Source organism: Mogibacterium kristiansenii, assembly GCF_009695905.1.
Lineage (GTDB): Bacteria > Bacillota > Clostridia > Peptostreptococcales > Anaerovoracaceae > Mogibacterium_A > Mogibacterium_A kristiansenii.
Window position 1 is genome coordinate 101,042 of sequence record NZ_VUNA01000001.1, and the last position, 19,622, is coordinate 120,663.

The following is a 19,622-nucleotide window of genomic DNA, read 5'->3' on the forward strand; positions in this document are numbered from 1 at the left end:
AATAGAATAAAATTCTTTGAGTGAAAGCTGAATATGAATAAAAAAAATAAGATTAAAGATAACTCATATGTTAATGATGTGGTAGATAAGCTGGAGTGCATCGCGGAAATCGCCGTTCTATCGGTGATTTATTTCTATTTCTGGCGTTTCCAGTACGATGCGGCACTGTTTCCGCCACTGCAGCACCGGGGGAGATTTGTAATTGCCGGTGTATATGCACTTCTGTTGATTATCGGATTTGTGTGGACGGAAGGTTTTCGTTGGGGATATTTGAAGCGGCTGGACGTGGTCATTTCCCAAGGCGTTTCTATTTTCGTGGTCAATTTCATTTCATATTGGCAGCTGTCGCTGATTGGAAACGGAATGATTCCGGTAATGCCGATGGTGATGCTGACAGGAGTGCAGCTGCTGACATCAATTCTCGCTTGTTTCTTATTTACGAAGATATATTTCCATCTTCATTCCAAGAAAAACATGGTGATGATTTACGGTACGGAAAACGCATTGAAGCTACAATTCAAGGCCAACAATCGGTTATCCCAGTATCATGTTTCCAAGGCGATATCGGCAGATACGGATTTCATCGATATCCTATCGGAGATTAATCGATATGATGGAGTCATCATCAACGATCTTCCGGGAAAGAAGAGAAATAATATCTTGAAATACTGCTATTTTAACGGGATTGACGCTTACGTGGTTCCGAAGATTTCCGATATTATCATTCGTGGAGCAGACGACTTTAACCTGTTGGATACACCAATCGTAATCACACACGGAAAGGGATTAACCTTAACTCAGAGGATGACAAAACGCACCATGGACGTGGTGCTTTGCCTTATTGCCATGGTTCCGGCATCGGTGATTATGCTGATTACAGCGATATTCATTAAGCTGGATGATGGCGGTCCGGTATTTTTCCGACAGGAACGGGTTACCCGCAACGGAAAGCATTTCAATGTAATCAAGTTCCGCAGCATGATTGTTGATGCGGAGAAATACAATAAGCCGATTCCTGCGGTGGATCAGGATCCGAGAATCACAAAGGTGGGAAGAATTATTCGTGCCACACGAATCGACGAGCTCCCACAGCTCTTTAACATTCTGAAGGGCGATATGAGCATTGTCGGACCTCGACCGGAACGGGTGGAACACGTGGAGAAGTACTCTCGTGAAATCCCGGAATTCATTTACCGCGAAAAGGTAAAGGGCGGATTGACCGGATACGCACAGATTTACGGCAGGTATAATACATCGGCTTACGATAAACTGCGATTGGACTTGATGTACATCGAAGATTATTCTTTGGTGCTGGATATCAAGATGATTTTCCGAACCATTCGAATTCTCTTCCAGAAGGACAGTACCGAAGGCTTTGACAAGGCGGAGGAACTGGAACAGCTGAAGGAAGATGAAGTGGAGAAGATTCGTAAGGCGTTGGATGATGACGAGTAGTGCAGGTTATATTTGCAATAAAAGCAAGCCTGTTATATAATAAACGGTAGTTTTTGATTATTCAGACTTCTGAGAGGAGATTTTATGGCAAAGAAGTTAAGTCCAAGAGCGCGCAGAAGGAGACGTGGAAGACGAATCGTCAATACCCTGTTGATTGTTCTGATTATTGCGTTGATTGGCGCAATCGCTGCTGTAATGGCCGGTACAAAGATTCTGAATACCGTAAATCGTGCAGATTTAAAGAGTTCCGCAGATCTTTACCGACATGAAGTAGATGGATATACCAATATTTTGCTTTTGGGTGTAGATACCCGTGATTTGAGTGAAGTAAAGAATTCTCGTACGGATATGATTATGATTGCATCCATTAACAATTCTACAGATGAAATTACGTTAACATCGGTGTATCGTGATACCTATCTTCAGATGGGAGATACTTCTACATACGACAAGATTACTCATGCTCACTATTACGGAAGCACCGAGATGTCCATCGCATCCCTGAACCGGGCGATGGATTTGGACATCGATCAGTATGCGCTGGTGAACTTCAAGGGCGTTGCCGATGCGGTAGATGAGATGGGTGGTCTGGAGATTAACGTAGAAGACTACGAAATCGATGAATTGAATAAATATACCAAGGAAACGGCGAAGATTGTCGGAAAGAAATCCTACACAATCGTAAAGAAACCGGGCAAGCAGGTTTTGGATGGCTGTGCATCGGTTTCCTATGGCCGAATTCGAAAGGGTGTGGGAGACGACTACAAACGTACCGACCGTATGAGAATCGTATTTAAGAAGATTCTGTCCAAGGCAAAGAGCATGGACGTAAAGACCCTGTATCAGGTGGCCGGTGCAATTCTGCCGGAGATTCAGACGAACCTGTCCAACAAGGATATGATGAGTCTGGCGTTGAAACTGAAGAAACTGAATGTGGGCGACAGCAAGGGCTTCCCGTATAGTAAGACGGCCGGAATGGTGGATGGCGTGTCCTACGTGCAGGCGACGGATTTGGCGAGCGATGTAAAGAAATTCCATCAGAAGGTATTCAATGAACCGGACTACGAACCGAGCGCTACCGTGCAGGAAATTAGCCGAATTGCCAGCAGATATTAGCGAAGCGGCGGGAAAAAAAGAATAGCATGAAGGACAGGACATCCGCAGTGAATTGCTGTGGGTGTCCGTTTTGTATTCTGAAGGGAACGGAGCAAATCGAATCCGTGCTATCTATTGAAGGCTTCATATGGTATAATAATATGAATTATTCTGTGAAGGAAAAAAGAGTATGACGGTGCTGAAATATTTATTTGCGGTTCTGGTGACCTTACCGATTCTATTTTTAGGAGTGTTATTAATGAAAAGATACTCCATAGAACTTCGCAAAACAAATCAAAATGTTGAGAGAAAAGCGGAAGCAAATCGGAAAGGAAACAGGAAATAATCATGAGCAGAGGAATTTTTATCACATTGGAAGGCCCGGACGGCGCCGGAAAAACAACGCAGATTCAGATGATGAAGGAATACTTGGAAAGTCTGGGGAAAACCGTTCTTCTTACGAGAGAACCCGGCGGAACCGGTATATCCGAAAAGCTTCGCGAAATTCTTTTAGACAAAGAAAATGCGGAAATGTCCGATACCACCGAGATGATGATTTACGCAGCGGCCAGAGCGCAGCACGTGGCGGAGCGGATTCGCCCGGCACTGGAGCGTGGCGAGGTGGTGATTTGCGATCGTTTCGTGGATTCCAGCGTAGCGTATCAGGGATACGGAAGAGGCCTGGGCGATGCGGTTCAGGAAGTGAATCGGTATGCCACGGCTGGGCTGGAACCGGACAGAACCTTTTTCATGGATTTGGATCCGGCAATAGGGCGCGGGCGAATCGGGAAAGGTGTGCAGGATCGTATGGAGCGGGAGAAGTTGGATTTTCACTACAGAGTCTATGAAGGATATCTGAAAATCTGGCAGGCCAATCCCCATCGCGTGATTCGTCTGGATGCATCCCGAAGCATTGATACCATACAGTCTGAAATTCGAAAACACTTGCAGCAGATGCTGGATGAGGAGGAACAGTAGCGGATGAATGTCCTGGGGGAAATTAAGAAGAGTCTGTGGAACGGCCGAATGGCGCACGCATACATACTGGAGGCGCCGGCGGGAGAAACTCGGGATCGGCTGATGACCAACATTCTTCAGGAAATTCTGTGCCGGAATCCCAATTTGGAGCAACGTCCATGCGGTCTCTGTGAGGCCTGCAGAAGGGTAGCTGCCGGAAGCCACGAGGATGTCATCTACATGAAGAAATCCAAACTGGAAGAGGGAAAAACAAAAACAAACAAAGTAACCTATGTGATGAGGGATACCGAACCATTCATGGATCGGCTACGACTGAATCCGTATGGAGAACGAAATATCGGTGTAATTCCGGATGCGGATGACTTGAAGGAAGACGTTCAGAATAAGATTCTGAAGACTTTGGAGGAACCCTATCCGGGCACGGTGTTTTTCCTCGTGGCCGAAAACCGGAATAACCTGCTCCCAACAATTCAGTCCCGCTGCGTGCTGCTTCGGGAAACAGAAGAACCGGATGTGGCGGAAACCTCGGCATTGGAAGAAATATGGAATCAAAATTATTTTTTTCAATACCGGAAGATGGTGGACAAAAAAATAAAGACTGCGGACGATGCATTGAAATTCTTGGATGTGATTGAAAGGGAGGCTCATAAAGAGCATCGCTTGGAAACGGTTCTGCGAATCGAAGAGACGCGGAAGGATATTCTGGGAGAATTTCATATGGGGGGTATGAACTGGAAATATGCACTGAAAAGACTCTTTCTGGAAGTAAGGGAATAGAGAATAGAAACGGAGGAATGAAATAGATGACAGAAATTGTCGGCGTGGGTTTTGTGAAAGCGAGCAAGACCTACTATTTTGACCCGGAAGGGAAAGAATACAAAATGGGAGAGCTGGTTATCGTGGAGACCGCTCGCGGCCTGGAGATGGGTCATATTTCCATTGAAAACCGGAAAGTGGAGGACAGCGAAATCGTCGCACCTCTTAAAAAAATCGAACGTCATGCCACAAAGGCCGACTTAGCAAAGTATCGGGAGAATTTGAACAAGCGGGAATCCGCCATGAAGGTCTGTGAAGAGAAAATTCGCAACCATAAGCTGGAGATGAAATTGGTGGATGCGGAATATACCATTGACGGAAGCAAGGTGATATTCTATTTTTCTGCAGAAGGCAGAATTGATTTCCGAGAATTGGTAAAGGATTTGGCGGCACATTTCCGGATGCGGATTGAGCTACGCCAGATCGGCGTGAGAGATGAAGCACGCATGCTGGGCGGAATCGGCATTTGCGGAAGACCGTTCTGCTGCAGCAGATGGCTTCATGATTTTCAGCCTGTGTCCATCAAGATGGCAAAGCAGCAGAATTTATCTCTGAATCCATCCAAAATCTCCGGATCTTGCGGACGCCTGATGTGTTGCCTGAATTTCGAAAACAAGACCTATCAGGAGCTGCGGAAGGGTATGCCGAATGAAGGCGAACAGGTGGTAACGCCGGACGGCCCGGGAAAGGTGACGGCAGTCAACCTTTTTGAAGGCAGCGTCAATGTACGTCTGTTCGAAAAATCCAAGGACAAGGATGCTAAGGAAACACCGCTTTCTCAGGAAGTACGCACTTACTTCAAACAGGAAGTGCGCAGAACGGATAAAAAGTCCCACAAGAAGTCCCGGAACGAACAGAACAACGTGGATCCGGAGACCATGAAGGAACTGGAAAAACTAACAAGAGATTAATGAATAAAGAATTGGAAACGATGGATTCCATCGGCTTCGGTGGAATGAAATTGATACAGGGAAACGGGTTTCGCTACGGAGTAGATGCGGTTCTTTTGGTCGGCTTTACGGCGGGGGAAACCGGCGGCCGAGGAATGAAGCGGCGAAGAGCGCCTCGTATTCTGGAATTGGGATGCGGAAACGGGATCGTTTCGTTGATTCTATCCCATAAGATTCCCGAAAGCACCATGCTGGGGATGGAAATCCAGACAAAGGAAGCGGAGCGGGCGCGCCGCAATGCGAGGATCAATCATCTGGAAGAGCGAATCCAAATTCGAGCAGCCGATGTAGCATCCATAGGTGAAACCGCCCTTCCCGAGAAATTCAATGCGGTGGTGACGAATCCGCCGTACTTCAGACGGGGCGGAGCTATTCCCAACGATGCTTCCGCAAAGTACATTGCAAGGCATGAAACCAGTGCGGATTTGGATGATTTTATTCGAGCCGCAGCGACACAGCTGGACCGAGAAGGGGAATTCTTCATGGTGCACCGGCCGGACCGATTGGTGGACATCTGCTGTTCCATGCGGGCCCAAGGCATGGAACCCAAAGAACTTCAGTTGGTGATGCCATTTCCCGAGACAAAGCCGAATATCCTGCTGATACACGGGGTAAAAGGAGCAAATTCGGAGCTTCGGGTTCTTCCGCCAATTCACGTTCGAGAAAAAGATGGAAGGTATTCAGATTTGATTCAACGGATTTACGAAAGAAATCGTGAAGACGAAGGGGAATCCAACTAATGATATAATTCAAAAGGAGGAATGTGGAATGAATGTTTCGCTGAATCTCACAGATGCACTGATTATCGGATTGATCGTGATGACCATTATTCTGGTAATCTATCTAATCGTTTTGGCGGCAAGGCTGAAGGAAACGCTTCGAAAGGTGGATGATATTCTGGATGATGCCAACCGGATTTCGAAGATTGCCGCAGAGAAGACGGAAGTCATTGATGGCGTTATCGATAATGCAGCGGATACCATGATGGGAATTGTGGAAACGGTGCACGAGAATTCATCGCTGATCGGAAAGGTGGCCAGTGTGGGTACCGGAGCGGCAGCCATTCGGTCTCATCGAGCGAAAAAACGCTCCCGAAAGGAAGAAGCGGCATTCAGCCGCGCAAATGCTCGGAAGTCCCGAAAAAGATAGATTTTACGGGACATTGCAGCGATACGAATAAACAATTTTGTAAATATTATTTTTATAAATAAATCATTTTATATTAAAAATAAGGAGAAGAAATGGCAAAAATTCTTGTGAATGAAAGCGGTCCACTTCATGGAACGGTGCAAATCAGTGGTGCGAAGAATGCGGTTCTTCCGTTAATGGCGGCAACCCTTTTGACCGGCGATACCTGCCGGATTGAGGATGTTCCGGATTTGGCGGATGTAAAAGTAATGCGGGAGATGCTCAAGAGCTTCGGCGCAGAAGTAGAGGAGCTGTCTCCTGGCGTGATTTCCGTTACGGCAAAGGAGATTAAGACCACGGTGGGAGACTCAGAACTGGTAAGTGAAATGCGTGCTTCTACCATGGTGATGGGGCCGCTGCTGGCTCGCTGCGGCAAATGCGTCATGCCGATGCCGGGCGGATGCTCCATCGGAAAACGTCCGATCGATCTCCACCTAAAGGGATTCCGTGCGCTGGGCGCAACGGTGGAATTCGATGAGGATAAAGAACATGTAATTCTTACCGCAGGACCGGACGGCTTGGTGGGAGATGCCATTTACCTGGACTTTCCAAGCGTAGGAGCGACGGAAAATATCCTGATGGCGGCAACCCTGGCGAAGAATGTGACGATTATTGAGAATGCGGCAAAAGAGCCGGAAATCGTCGATTTGGCCAATCAGCTGAACAAGATGGGTGCGAAGATTAAAGGCGCCGGAACGGATACCATCCGAATCACCGGCGTGGAATCTCTGTCCGGATCGATTCATACCGTTATTCCGGACCGGATTGAGACTGGAACTTTTATGCTGGCGGCAGCGATTACCCGCGGCGACGTGCTGGTGCAGAATGGGATACCGGGGCACGTGCGTCCGATTATTGCAAAGCTGAAAGAATGCGGTGTAAAAGTAGAAGTTCAGGATGATGGAATTTACGTAGATGCCAGAGAAGGGGAACTGGTGGCTACAGACATCAAGACACTTCCGTATCCGGGCTTCCCGACGGATATCCAGTCTCCGTTCATGACATTCCTCACCACGGTACACGGACAGAGTATCGTGCGGGAGACGGTATTTGAGAACCGTTTCATGCATGTGGTGGAATTGAACCGAATGGGAGCGGATATTACTACGGAAAGCCGGGAGGCATTTGTGCCGGGCGGAAAGAAGCTTCATGGGGCAAAAGTTCGTGCAACCGATTTGAGAGCAGGGGCGGCTATGGTTTTGGCCGGATTGGTTGCGACGGGAACCACAGAGGTAAGCGAAATCTACCATATCGAAAGAGGATATGAAAATTTTGTGCAGAAGTTTAAGGGTATTGGCGGAGATCTCATGCGTGTGGAGGAAGATTAATTTTTCTTCAATAGAAGTAGTGGAGGTTTAGATGACAGATAGTAAATACCTGCAGATGCTGGCAGAAAAATATCCGAACCATCGTTCGGTGAAGGCGGAAATAATCAATCTGAGAGCCATTCTGGCCCTTCCAAAGGGTACAGAATACTTCCTCAGCGACTTGCACGGAGAGTACGATGCGTTTCAATACTTTGTTCGAAGTGCTTCCGGTACCATCAAGATGAAAATCGACGAGCACTTCTCCGGAATGCTCAGCGAAGCGGAACGGGAGTCCCTGGCGGCGTTAATCTACGATCCGGTTGCAGAAATCAAACGGAGAAAAAAATCCGAGAAGGATTTCGATGCATGGTGCAAATCCGCAATTTATCGGCTGGTCATTATCTGCCGATCCGTATCCAGTAAATACACCCGGTCAAAAGTACGTCGGATTCTGCCGGACAACTCCGGATATGCTATGGACGAACTTCTTTTTGCGGACGATGACGAGAATCGAACCCATTATTACAATGAAATTATCGATTCCATCGTAGAGTACCGCTCGGCCGAAACCATGATTGTGGAATTTGCCCGCACCATCAGCTCTTTGGCGGTGGATCATCTCCATATCATCGGCGATATTTTCGACCGTGGACCGAAGCCTCACCTGATTATGGATTTTCTGATGACTCACCGAAATGTGGATATCCAGTGGGGAAATCACGATGTGGTTTGGATGGGTGCCGCTTGCGGAAACTGGGCGTGCATTGCGAACATCATTCGGATGAATGTAAGCTACAACAACTTTGATATGCTGGAGTACGGTTACGGCATCAATCTGCGGCCGTTGGCAACCCTGGCGGAAAAAATTTACAAAGACGACGAATGCAAGGCATTTTGGCCGCACGTATTGGATAAAAACAGATTCGATCCGATTCCGGAAGACTTGGCGGCGAAGATGCACAAAATGATTGCCATCTGTCAGTTCAAAATTGAAGGTCAGATTATTCAGGCGCACCCGGAGATGCATCTGGAAAAGCGTTTGCTTCTGGATAAAATTGATTTTGAGAACGGCACCGTGGAAGTGGAGGGAACCGTATATCCGCTGAAGGATGCCAATCTGCCGACCATCGATCCGGCGGATCCGTACCGACTGAGTCCGGAAGAGGAAGAAGTTATGATTGCCCTGGAGGCATCGATTCTCCGTTCGGATAAGCTGCAGGAGCACATCCAGTTCCTGTACAGCCACGGTGCACTGTACAAAACTCTGAACGGAAACCTGATGTTCCACGGATGTATTCCTTTTACTGAGGATGGCGAATTTCGGGATGTAACCATCAACGGAATTACCCAACACGGGGCGAAGTTGATGGAGTACCTGGATAAGGAGCTTCGGGATGCGTATTTCAATCCGCCGAAGGGAAAGACTCGGGCGGAAGCGGCGAACCTCATGTGGTATCTGTGGCTGGGACCGGATTCTCCGCTGTTCGGCAAGGATAAAATGACTACCTTCGAGCGCTTGTTCATTGCGGACAAAGCGACCCACAAAGAGCATGTTGTACCGTACTATCGCTTAATCAACCAGAAGGACATCTGTGTGAAGATGATTCGGGACTTCGGCCTGGACGCTTCCCATGGAAAAATATTGAACGGTCACGTTCCGGTAAAAATCAAGGACGGCGAAAGCCCAATCAAGGGCGGCGGAATGCTGTACGTCATCGACGGCGGCATTTCCAAAGCGTACCAGAAGACCACCGGAATTGCGGGATACACGTTTATCTTCAATTCTCGTTTCATGGCTCTGTCGGAACACCAGCCGTATCAGCCGCTGCGTCCGGACGGCACTCAAGAATTCAACAATCCGGTTATTCAGACCGTATATACCCTTCCGCAGCGCATGCTGATTGTGGACACGGATAACGGAAAGGCGATTCGGGAGCAGATTGACGATTTGGAACAGTTGTTGCAAGCTTATCGGAAAGGCAGTATTAAAGAAGTGTATCCGAAAAAAGGCAAGTATTATTCAAAGAATTAGAGGTGAGCGAAATGAGTAAATTGACAACAATACTGGGTGGAGCACTTTTCGTAATGTGCATTTATTATTTTATGCTTTTGTACAAGAACAACAGAAATAAGCTGTAAATAAATTTGCTGAAAAATGATGCTTCCTGTTGAGAAAGTGCAAAATGAAGTCAATTGTTCAAGATCATGTGACAGTATAACAAATGGGATACCATCGAAACTGTGCTAATGATTGTATTTTTTATAATTTATGCACCGGTTAAAATATGCATGGATCTTGCAAGATTAAATTGCAAGGGTGGAAAATTTCTCAGATAACAGCAAGCCGGGATTATTTCCCGGCTTTTTAATTGGTTCTTCACTTTTTTCTCGGGGATTTTAACAAAAGAGCAAACCTGCATCCGGAAAGCAATCTCATCGTCAAGCTGAGATTGCTTTCCGGATGCAGGTTCTTTCATTCTTGGGCACCGGCGGGCCGGGAAAATCCTGAGCATGTTGGCGTGTCCCGTCGGAGCTCCAAGGGTTTGCGGGCATGCCCACGCCAACATTTGCGCCGGATACCTGCTAATGAGATTCGGTTGTTGGCGTGCCCCGACAGAGATACAAGGGTTTGCGGGCATGCCCACGCCAAAATTTGCGCCGGATACCTGCTAATGAGATTCAATTGTTGGCGTGCTCTGACGGAGGATAAAGGCTTTGCGGGCATGTCCACGCCAACACGCTCATGTCCATCATTAAGAAAAGAATGTTTACCTTATATAAAAGGCAATCCCCGAGAAAAAAGTGAAGAACCTTTTAATTGCTTTGTTTTCCGCTACTGTACATAGTTCACATAATTAAATAGTTGTTGATTGTTGCCGTCTTCATTCCGTCCGGTTCGTTGGACTCAAATATCAAAAAAATAAAAAAGCCGAGACATCTGTCTCGACTTGGTGCGCCCACAGGGACTCGAACCCCGAACCTTCACATTCGTAGTGTGCTACTCTATCCAATTGAGCTATGGGCGCTCAACCGACTTATTTAGTATATCGCAGTATTGGTAATATGTCAACATAAAAATCAGAAAAATATTAAAAATCACATTTTGTTTAAAGAAAACCTATATCATTACTTATTGTGATAGATTTTTTCAATGTAACGAAGTGCTCCATGTGTGCTACTATATAACCGTAAGATAGAAAAATGAATGGAGGGTTTTTATTATGTCTATTACAGCAGAAACCGCAGCAGCGCACAAGAACGATCCGGCAGTACTGTGCTGCAGAGCAGAAGCAGGAACTAAATTGGAACCGGCAAACTTTGAGGATCCGGCAATCTTCCCGGACCTGATTGATACCGGCCTTCTGAACGTAGATGGCGCTCTGAAACTTGGACAGGTTCTGAATGGTTCCACACTGACCAAGACTGTTGATTCTCTGACACCGATTACACCGGATATCATTGATAAGTACGATGAGGTTGCAGATGAGGCAGAAGAGGAAGCAGAAGAAGAGGAAAGCACAGAAGTTGCTGCACCGGCTGTTGCTGGTTCTGTAAGCGGTGTAACAATGAAAGCTGCAGGCGGCGTTCTGAAGCTTTATATTGGAGAAGGTAAAGACATCGCAATTGAGTTCCCACTGTAAGGGGGGGATTATTCGGGGTAATAACAAATGCGATACAACTCCTTAGGGCCGGCTGTGTGATTGCAGCCGGTTTTGCTTGCATGAGAAATATAATTTTATCGATAATCGTTGCAAAAGAAATCGGTCAGACTCGATGAGTCTGACCGATTTTGTTACGGTTTAAAAATGTCGTTTACTGAGGAACAACGAAGCCCTTGGTCATTGGATCGTCCGGATCGCAGAACCAAGTTGCCTGACCGCAGAGGTAAGCAGCGCCCTTAACAGTTGGGATAACAGCGTCATAATCGCCAACCTTGGTTTCTTTCAGGATTCTGCCGATGAACTTGGTGCTGATGAAGGATTCATAAGTGAATGGAACATCTACGTCCAGTTCGCCCAGGGAGTGCAGGAGAGCCTGCTTTGCAGAAGTACCGGTTCCGCATGGGGAACGATCCAGCTGAGGATCCTTAGGATCTCCGAATACTACCAGGTTTCTCAGGGTCAGCATATCCGGTTCCGGATTATCAACGGTGGAGTAGTTCTCAACCAGGTCTGCAGTTGTGATGTCCAGTTCAGGGTGCTGAATTTCAACAGTCTTGTTAACTTCCTGAAGAGCATAGCTGGAGAAGTCCTTGAGGAACTTTGCAGTGTCCGGACCAACCTTGATGCCGAAGTTCTTCTCGGTGTCAACCATGATGAAGAAGGATCCGCCGAAGGACAGGTCATAAGTTACTTCCTTGCCCTGGTATTCCAGCTTCAGGTCTTTCTTGTATACGAAAGCAGGTACGTTAGTCAGGGTTACGCCGGTAACCTTGCCGTCTTTGCAGTCTGCAACCAGAGTGATTACTCCGGCAGGAGCATCCAACTTAACGGTTGTCTGTGGCTCCTTCATTTCCATGAGTCCGGCTTCCAGAATAACGGTTGCCGCACCGATGGAGCAGTGACCGCACATGTTCAGCCAGCCGCCTGCATCCAGGAAGAAGATACCGAAGTCTGCTTCTTCGTGAATTGGCTCGCACAGAATAGCACCGAACATATCGTGATGTCCACGAGGCTCGTGCATCAGCATGGTTCTGAAATCATCGTGGTGCTTCTCCAGATAGTGCTTCTTTTCAATCATTGTGTTTCCCTTCGTTTCAGGGCAATCAAGAGCAACTCTGCAGTACTCACCGGATGTGTGTGCTTCGATTGTTCTAACATGATCGGTATACAGATCAATGTTTACCTTAGGTTCAAATGCCATAGCTAAATACCTCCTTAGATTAGGTCGCTTGTAAATGATGTAGGTTAAATAATCTACAATTTATAATCTCATTATAGACGAGAATTTCACAATGTCAATATCACAATTTATAATGTCAGCATAACAATAACAAATGCGTATCATGATAAAACTTCATGATACGAATCATAGGGATTATCTAACAGTTATTTAACAAACAAGAATAAAAAAATGGTAAAAGCGTCCGAGGATACCGTCGGAAACCCCTTAAAATAAAGGAATAGAAAAGTAAAATGAGAAATAATGAATTATAGAGTTTTTCAATGCTGGGATTTATTATATCGTTGATTTGAATAGAATTCTGTGATAATATTCATTATGTAAAAGGGCGATAATTTGTAATGAGATTCAAGTAATTGCCAATTCAGGAAATAATTTAAGGAGAGATTGTGTCATGGAAAATTTACAAATTCTGTTAAGACAACATGTTGGTAAGCCTTGTGCACCGGTTGTCAAGAAGGGTGACAAAGTCAGAAGAGGTACTCTGATCGCTGAGCCAACAGGTCTTGGAGCAAACATTTTCTCCAGCGCTGACGGTGTTGTTGAAGATGTATTAGAAGACAGAATCATCATCAAACCAGATGAAGAGCAGAGTGAAGATTATGAGAAGATTCCGGAAGGAACACCGCTGGAAATGGTTAAGGCAGCCGGTGTTGTCGGAATGGGAGGAGCAGGATTCCCGACCGGAATTAAGCTGGACACTCACTTCGATGGAGATGGATACATTCTGGTTAACGCTTCCGAGTGTGAACCGGGACTGGCTCACAACATTGAGCAGCTTGACAGAGAGCCTGAGAAGGTAATCAAGGGTATCAAGTATGCAATGGAGATCTCCGGAGCAGACAAAGCAATCATCGCTATTAAGAAGAAACATCACGATACTATTGTAAAGCTGGACGAGCTTCTTGCAGATGAACCGGCAATCTCGAGACATCTGCTTCCGGACATTTATCCGATGGGTGAAGAAAGAGCCGTTGTAAGAGAATGTCTCGGTATCGAACTGGAGCCAAGCCAGCTCCCAAGCGCAGCAAAAGCCGTTGTAATCAACAGTGAGACCTGCGCAAGAGTGGCAGAAGCAATCGACGAAAGAAAGCCATCATTCCTGAAGAACCTGACCGTAAGAGGCAAGCTGAACGGCGGTCACGATGCTCACGTATTCGTAGACGTACCGGTTGGTACCAGCGTAGGTTCTCTGATTGAAAGAGCCGGCGGCATCGATGGCGACTACGGTGAAATCATCATGGGTGGTGCATTCACCGGAAGAGCTTGCACCGTTGACGAACCGATTTGCAAGAATACCGGAGCAATTCTGGTATCCATGCCATTCATGGATCTCCACGGAGCAAACCTGGGAATTCTGGTATGTGCATGTGGCGGAAACCTGGAAAGAATGCGTGATTTGGCAAAGAAGTACAATGCAAAAGAAGTATCTCTGTGCTACTGCAAGCAGGCTCAGGAACAGCCGAACGGATCCAGAAAGTGCGAGAGACCGGGTAACTGCCCGGGCCAGGTTGCAAACAACCTGCAGTTCAAGAAGGATAAGTGCGAATACATCATCATCGGAAACTGCTCTGACTGCTCCAACACAGTTATGGCATCCGGTCCGAAGATGGGCCTGAAGGTTCTGCACATGACTGACCATGTTATGAGAGCGGTAGATCACCCGCTGTACAGAACTCTGAGAGTATCCAAGCACGTGGATCAGGATCTCAACGTTGTAGATAACGTAGAGAACAACTAATTTCTGAATAATTAGGGCAGTGTGAATGCTGCATTGCCCTAGTTATATATAAAAGTAGATATTTATTTTCCTTTGCTGTACCGGCAGACCCCGATTGTCGGTGCGGCGGAGTGGATAAATATATATTTGCAAATGCAAGGCAAAACATTTTAAGGAGGAAGATCGATATGTCAATCACAGCTGAAACAGCTAAACAACATGCGAACGACCCAGCAGTACTGTGCTGCAGAGCAGAAGAAGGCACAGTTCTGGAGCCTGCGAACTTTGAGGATCCGGCAATTTTCCCAGACCTCATCGATTCCGGACTTCTGAACACAGATGGCGCTCTTAAGCTTTGCCAGGTTCTGAATGGATCGAAATTAACTAAGACTGTAGATTCCCTGACACCAATCACTCCGGACATCGTTGATAAGTACGATGCAGCAGAGGAAGAGGCAGCAGAGGAAGAAGCTCCTGCAGAAGAAGCAGCAGCTCCGGTTGCAGCAGCTCCGGTTGCAGCAGCAGGTGGCACAATCAAACTCCACATCGGAGAAGGTAAGAACATCGACATCGAAATCCCGGCAGGCGTTGGTGCAGGCGCAGCAGCTCCGGCAGCAGCAGTAGCACCGGCAGCAGTAGCAGCTCCGGCAGCAGCAGCAGCAGCTGAAGAGGAAGAAGTTGTCGTAAGAGAGATGACCAGAAAGCACTACAAGATCGACAAGGTTGTTCTTGGTGACGAGACAAAGATTGAGGGTACTACCCTGTACGTTCGTGAAGCAGCAGCTACCGAAGGTGCAGATGCTCAGGCTCTGGTTCAGAGCATGAAGGTTGAAATCATCAACCCGGATCAGTATCACACATACTCTCAGACCGTAATGGACATTCAGCCAATCGCTTGTAAGGCAGATACCGACATGGAGCTGGGCGAAGGTGAGACCATGGTTCTGGACGGCGTAGTTACCGTTGTAACCGGTGTTACCGAAGAAGGCGTTCAGGTTGGTGAGTTCGGTTCTTCCGAGGGTTACCTCGACGAGAACATGCAGTGGGGCCGTCCGGGTGCTGTAGATAAGGGCGAAATCATGATTAAGTATGAAGCCGTTATCGACAGAAAGAAGAACATGGAGAGACCGGGACCTATCGCAATCCATACTGCAGTTGACCACGTAACTTCTGAAATCAGAGAAGCTATGAGAAGAGACCTGACCGATGAGCAGGTTGTTGATACTCAGGTTCTGCAGCAGACCAGACACCCTGGTAAGAAGAAGATTGTAGTAGTTAAGGAAATCATGGGTCAGGGTGCAATGCACGATAACTTCCTGTTCCCAACTGAGCCGGTTGGCGTTCTGGGCGCTAAGCCAAACGTAGACCTGGGTAACGTTCCTGTAGCTGCTAACCCACTGGAAGTACTGGATGGTTGTATCCACGCTCTGACATGCATCGGACCGGCTTCCAAGGAAATGTCCAGACACTACTGGAGAGAGCCGCTGGTACTGGGCGCTGTACACGATGAAGACGTTGACTGCGTAGGCGTTATCTTCGTTGGTTCCCCACAGGCTAACACCGATAAGTTCTATGTATCCAGAAGACTGGGACAGATGGTTGAATCCATGAACGTTGACGGTGCTTTCGTTACAACCGAAGGATTCGGAAATAACCACGTTGACTTCACTTCCCACATCGAGCAGATTGGTAAGAGAGGAATTCCGGTTGTTGGATTCTCCTTCTGCGCTGTACAGGGTGCACTGGTAACCGGCAACAAGTACTGCGATGCAATGGTAGACAACAACAAGTCCATGTCCGGTATCGAGAACGAAGTACTGGCTTGCAACACTCTTTGCGAAGAGGATGCTATCCGTGGACTGGCTATGCTGAAGGCTAAGATGGCCGGCGAGGAAATCAAGGCTCCGGAAAGACACTACAACGCAAACGTTAAGCAGAACAATGTCGAGCTGATTGAGAAGGCTACCGGCGAGAAGATCGAACTGGTTGAGAACGAGCAGAGCCTGCCAATGAGTGAGAAGAGAAAGGCTAAATACGACTAATCTATAGTAAGGAGATATACAGATGAAGTACGGCGATAAGATAATCAAGATGGAAGGAATAATCGTGGAGGTTCACGACGAGGGTGTTGGAATCGACCTCAAGGGACGACTTGGATACCTGCTGGTTCCGATGAGAATGATTATCTCCGATACGGAATTGAAGGTTGGTCAGACGGTGGCCTGGAATATGAGCTTCATTGAGCAGGAAGGACCGGAAATCAACGAGAAGTATATCAGCAATATAGATGCGCGTAGAAGACGTCAATATGATTTGGCGCCAACAGAAAATATCGAGGAGGAATAATACAAATGAGTATGACAGTTGTAAAAGGTTTACAATCTGAAATCTTTGTACCTATTACACCGAAGTCGGTATGGGCTCCAGTAACAAAGCCACTCAACGAGATGGTAATTGCTCTGGCTACAGCTGCAGGTGTACATAGAACAGACCAGGAAAGATTCAATCTTGCTGGTGACTTCACTTTCAGAGAAATTCCAGATGACACACCGGAAGAAGAGCTGATGGTAACTCACGGTGGTTACGATAACTCTGACGTAAATAAGGACATCAACTGCATGTATCCAATCTCCAGACTGCATGAGCTGGCTGCAGAAGGATTCATCAAGGGAACTGCTCCTTACCACTATGGATTCATGGGTGGTGGTGGAAACATCGAAAGATTCACCAACTACACAGGTCCGGAAATTGCAAAGAGACTTAAGGATGAGAACGTTGATGCAGTTATGATGACTGCTGGATGAGGAACTTGCCACCGCTCTGCAACAATCGTGCAGAGAGCAATTGAGTCCATCGGCATCCCGACTGTAATCATCGCAGCACTGCCTCCTGTTGTAAGACAGGCTGGTACACCTCGTGCCGTAGCTCCTATGGTACCGATGGGTGCAAACGCTGGTGAACCACACAACGTTGAGATGCAGACTGGTATCGTAAAGGCAACTCTGGAACAGCTGGAGAAGATTCAGACTCCGGGAAAGATTGTTCCGCTGCCATTCGAATATCACGCAGTAATCTAGTCCAACTTAATAGGACATCGGAAACGAAGATGGGGCAGAATGTTTATTCTGCCCCATTTATCCTAAGATGAGGTATTGTTATGGCTGTTAAAGAAATTGATTTGAGAAGATTGGTGATTAAAGCATTCCATATGAATGAAGTGGAATTTGGAGATGCTTGCACAATGACGATGGACGGTAAGTTTACCGTTTCGAAAGATATGATTCCGGATTTGGTGAAAAAGTATGACACCATTAATAAGATTGATATCCAGATTATCAAGCCGGGAGATCATGATCGTTGGACGAACACGATTATGGACATCGTTCCGATTTCAACGAAGGTACTGGGCAAATGCGGAGATGGAATCACCCATACTGTTACCGGCGTCTATGTGATGCTTACCGGTGTGGATGTGAACGGAAAGCAGACCCATGAATTCGGATCTTCGGAAGGAAACCTTAAGGAGAAGTTGGTTCTTGGCAGAGCCGGAACTCCGGATGAAAATGACTATATCATTTCTTTTGATGTTACTTTTGAGGCTGCAATGGGTCAGGAACGGAAAGGTGCGTTCCAGGGACACGCAGCGTGTGATGATTTTATTCAGGTATACAGAGACATTCTTAAGAAATTTAACGGAAATAAATGCACCGAGCGTCATGAATACCATGACACGGTTCGCCCGGGTCAGAAGCGTGTACTGATTATCCGTCAGGTTGCCGGGCAGGGTGCGATGTACGATACTCACCTGTTCCCGAATGAACCTTCGGGCGTGGAAGGCGGAAAATCAATTATTGAAATGGGCAATATGCCGGTAATGCTGACACCGAACGAGTACCGGGACGGCATTATTAGATCCATGCAGTAGGAGGTGCGATTATGGGAATTGGACCATCAACAAAAGAAACAAGTTTACATCATTTCAGAGATCCTTTGGTAGACATCGTTGGTTCTGATGAAGGTATTGATTTGATGGGTGTACTGCTGTTCGGAACGGCGGATGATAACGTAGATAAGATTCGCAACAGTACACGTGCGGCAATCGTGGCAGAGTGCATGCGTGCCGATGGCGTTATCGTCAGCTCCGATGGCTGGGGAAACAGCGATGTGGACTATGTAAACTGCGTGAAAGAGCTGGGAGAACGGGATATTCCACTTTCCGGCTTGAACTTCAGCGGAAGCATGGCTACTTTCGTAGTAGACGACCCGAATCTGAAGAATATCGTAGATATTTGCAAGAATCCGGAGGGCATCGAGTCGGATATCGTCGGTGAGAACAATATGACGGCGGAAGACGTTAAGAAGGCACTCATGATTCTGAAGATTCGAATGAAAGAGAAAGAAATGCGCAGCAAGAAATAATTGACAGATGTAATCTTTCCTTTTTAAACAGGAGTGTCGGATGGTTCGAAACCGTCCGACACTCTTGTTCTATCCCGAGGAAGGATTGCACTTACCTTTTCTTCTATTGTATAATAATACTGATAGGCGTCTCTGGACAAAGAGAAAGGCAGGGCCTTTATGAAATGGATAAAGACTCGAAATTGGATAAAGAAGAGAATCGTTGTAATTCTGGTAATGGAGCTGATTCTGCTGACGGTGTTTTGCTATGCCATCGGAACGGAGACTACCGCATATAATCGGAAAATCGCCTTTGACGCAAAGAAAGTTGCTTTTACGATGAAGGATGCGGTCGTGCCGGTAAAGGACACTGTGAAGGAAACGAAGGCCGTTATAGAGGCACAAGAAGATCAATCATTAACCGAAGGAGAGACAATTGTCTTTGCGGATCGATATCTTGGAAATCCATATGTTCTCGGAGGTCGAGATATTGAAACAGGCGTGGATTGCGCCGGATTTGTAAATTATGTTTTTACCCATGGACCGGCGGGAAAGCATTGGAAAAGCATGAATGTGGGCGGATTGTATCACGAAATCGGCGGGAAATCCGTCAGCGTTGACAAGATGAAGCCGGGAGATATCATTTTCTTTGGTTCCGGATTGTCCCACGTGGCGATTTATGCGGGAAATGGACAGATCGTGCATGCAATGGATGAAGCGAATGGCATCTGCCGTACAAAGTTGTTCCGTTCCAATGGAAGTACATACAGCGGAAAGAAAATTGTGGATGTACGCCGGGTTTTGTAAGAGAGG

General features: G+C 46.8%; 20 protein-coding genes and 1 tRNA gene. 18 read left to right on the top strand and 3 right to left on the bottom strand.

The window, feature by feature from the left end; all coding sequences use genetic code 11:
• The first annotated feature begins 33 nt into the window (after positions 1-33).
• The 10 genes from FYJ65_RS00490 to FYJ65_RS00535 all read left to right on the top strand — a co-directional run bounded on the left by FYJ65_RS00490 (position 34) and on the right by FYJ65_RS00535 (position 9,821).
• Complete coding sequence (locus tag FYJ65_RS00490) at positions 34-1,455, top strand: sugar transferase (protein ID WP_154553385.1); 1,422 nt, start codon at positions 34-36, stop codon at positions 1,453-1,455.
• Between the two features lie 84 nt (positions 1,456-1,539).
• Complete coding sequence (locus FYJ65_RS00495) at positions 1,540-2,571, top strand: LCP family protein (protein WP_154553386.1); 1,032 nt, start codon at positions 1,540-1,542, stop codon at positions 2,569-2,571.
• Between the two features lie 169 nt (positions 2,572-2,740).
• On the top strand, positions 2,741-2,896 hold the full coding sequence (locus tag FYJ65_RS00500; RefSeq protein WP_154553387.1) for a hypothetical protein: 156 nt from the start codon (positions 2,741-2,743) through the stop codon (positions 2,894-2,896).
• Positions 2,897-2,898: 2 nt separating this feature from the next.
• Entirely contained in the window at positions 2,899-3,528 is a 630-nt protein-coding gene (gene tmk, locus FYJ65_RS00505) for a dTMP kinase (RefSeq protein ID WP_154553388.1), read from the top strand.
• 3 nt (positions 3,529-3,531) lie between these two features.
• Positions 3,532-4,305, top strand: coding sequence for a hypothetical protein (locus tag FYJ65_RS00510; protein WP_154553389.1), 774 nt, complete (start codon positions 3,532-3,534; stop codon positions 4,303-4,305).
• Between the two features lie 26 nt (positions 4,306-4,331).
• Positions 4,332-5,255: a PSP1 domain-containing protein gene (locus FYJ65_RS00515; protein WP_154553390.1), complete on the top strand. Its 924-nt coding sequence runs from the start codon at positions 4,332-4,334 to the stop codon at positions 5,253-5,255.
• Positions 5,255-6,034 (top strand): tRNA1(Val) (adenine(37)-N6)-methyltransferase, encoded by a 780-nt coding sequence (locus tag FYJ65_RS00520; RefSeq protein ID WP_154553391.1) that lies wholly within the window; start codon positions 5,255-5,257, stop codon positions 6,032-6,034. The genes FYJ65_RS00515 and FYJ65_RS00520 overlap by 1 nt, the downstream gene beginning before the upstream one ends.
• A gap of 28 nt (positions 6,035-6,062) precedes the next feature.
• Complete coding sequence (locus tag FYJ65_RS00525; protein ID WP_154553392.1) at positions 6,063-6,443, top strand: hypothetical protein; 381 nt, start codon at positions 6,063-6,065, stop codon at positions 6,441-6,443.
• 92 nt (positions 6,444-6,535) lie between these two features.
• Complete coding sequence (gene murA / locus FYJ65_RS00530; RefSeq protein ID WP_154553393.1) at positions 6,536-7,810, top strand: UDP-N-acetylglucosamine 1-carboxyvinyltransferase; 1,275 nt, start codon at positions 6,536-6,538, stop codon at positions 7,808-7,810.
• A gap of 31 nt (positions 7,811-7,841) precedes the next feature.
• Positions 7,842-9,821 carry a fructose-1,6-bisphosphatase gene (locus FYJ65_RS00535; protein WP_154553394.1) on the top strand — a complete coding sequence of 660 codons (1,980 nt, stop codon included), beginning with the start codon at positions 7,842-7,844 and terminating at the stop codon, positions 9,819-9,821.
• 235 nt (positions 9,822-10,056) lie between these two features.
• Here FYJ65_RS00535 and FYJ65_RS00540 read toward each other — a convergent pair whose 3' ends face one another.
• Entirely contained in the window at positions 10,057-10,266 is a 210-nt protein-coding gene (locus FYJ65_RS00540; protein ID WP_154553395.1) for a hypothetical protein, read from the bottom strand.
• A gap of 472 nt (positions 10,267-10,738) precedes the next feature.
• Positions 10,739-10,815 (bottom strand) — tRNA-Arg (locus FYJ65_RS00545).
• 195 nt (positions 10,816-11,010) lie between these two features.
• Between FYJ65_RS00545 and FYJ65_RS00550 the strand changes: the two genes are divergently transcribed.
• Complete coding sequence (locus FYJ65_RS00550) at positions 11,011-11,430, top strand: sugar transporter (protein ID WP_154553396.1); 420 nt, start codon at positions 11,011-11,013, stop codon at positions 11,428-11,430.
• Between the two features lie 172 nt (positions 11,431-11,602).
• Here FYJ65_RS00550 and FYJ65_RS00555 read toward each other — a convergent pair whose 3' ends face one another.
• Complete coding sequence (locus FYJ65_RS00555) at positions 11,603-12,652, bottom strand: proline racemase family protein (RefSeq protein ID WP_154553397.1); 1,050 nt, start codon at positions 12,650-12,652, stop codon at positions 11,603-11,605.
• Between the two features lie 433 nt (positions 12,653-13,085).
• On the opposite strand from FYJ65_RS00555, the gene prdC reads away from it, so the two are divergent.
• The 7 genes from prdC (at position 13,086) to FYJ65_RS00590 (ending at position 19,616) form a co-directional block, all read left to right on the top strand.
• A complete protein-coding gene (gene prdC / locus FYJ65_RS00560; RefSeq protein ID WP_154553398.1) occupies positions 13,086-14,432 on the top strand; it encodes a proline reductase-associated electron transfer protein PrdC in 1,347 nt (448 codons plus the stop codon).
• A gap of 167 nt (positions 14,433-14,599) precedes the next feature.
• A complete protein-coding gene (gene prdA, locus FYJ65_RS00565; RefSeq protein WP_154553399.1) occupies positions 14,600-16,453 on the top strand; it encodes a D-proline reductase (dithiol) proprotein PrdA in 1,854 nt (617 codons plus the stop codon).
• Between the two features lie 22 nt (positions 16,454-16,475).
• On the top strand, positions 16,476-16,757 hold the full coding sequence (locus tag FYJ65_RS00570) for a CBO2463/CBO2479 domain-containing protein (RefSeq protein ID WP_154553400.1): 282 nt from the start codon (positions 16,476-16,478) through the stop codon (positions 16,755-16,757).
• Positions 16,758-16,762: 5 nt separating this feature from the next.
• Entirely contained in the window at positions 16,763-17,488 is a 726-nt protein-coding gene (prdB, locus tag FYJ65_RS00575) for a D-proline reductase (dithiol) protein PrdB (protein WP_154553401.1), read from the top strand.
• Between the two features lie 80 nt (positions 17,489-17,568).
• Complete coding sequence (gene prdD / locus FYJ65_RS00580; RefSeq protein WP_154553402.1) at positions 17,569-18,336, top strand: proline reductase cluster protein PrdD; 768 nt, start codon at positions 17,569-17,571, stop codon at positions 18,334-18,336.
• An 11-nt stretch (positions 18,337-18,347) separates the two neighbouring features.
• On the top strand, positions 18,348-18,830 hold the full coding sequence (locus FYJ65_RS00585) for a glycine/sarcosine/betaine reductase component B subunit (protein ID WP_154553403.1): 483 nt from the start codon (positions 18,348-18,350) through the stop codon (positions 18,828-18,830).
• Between the two features lie 159 nt (positions 18,831-18,989).
• A complete protein-coding gene (locus tag FYJ65_RS00590) occupies positions 18,990-19,616 on the top strand; it encodes a C40 family peptidase (RefSeq protein ID WP_154553404.1) in 627 nt (208 codons plus the stop codon).
• The last annotated feature ends 6 nt before the right edge of the window (positions 19,617-19,622 follow it).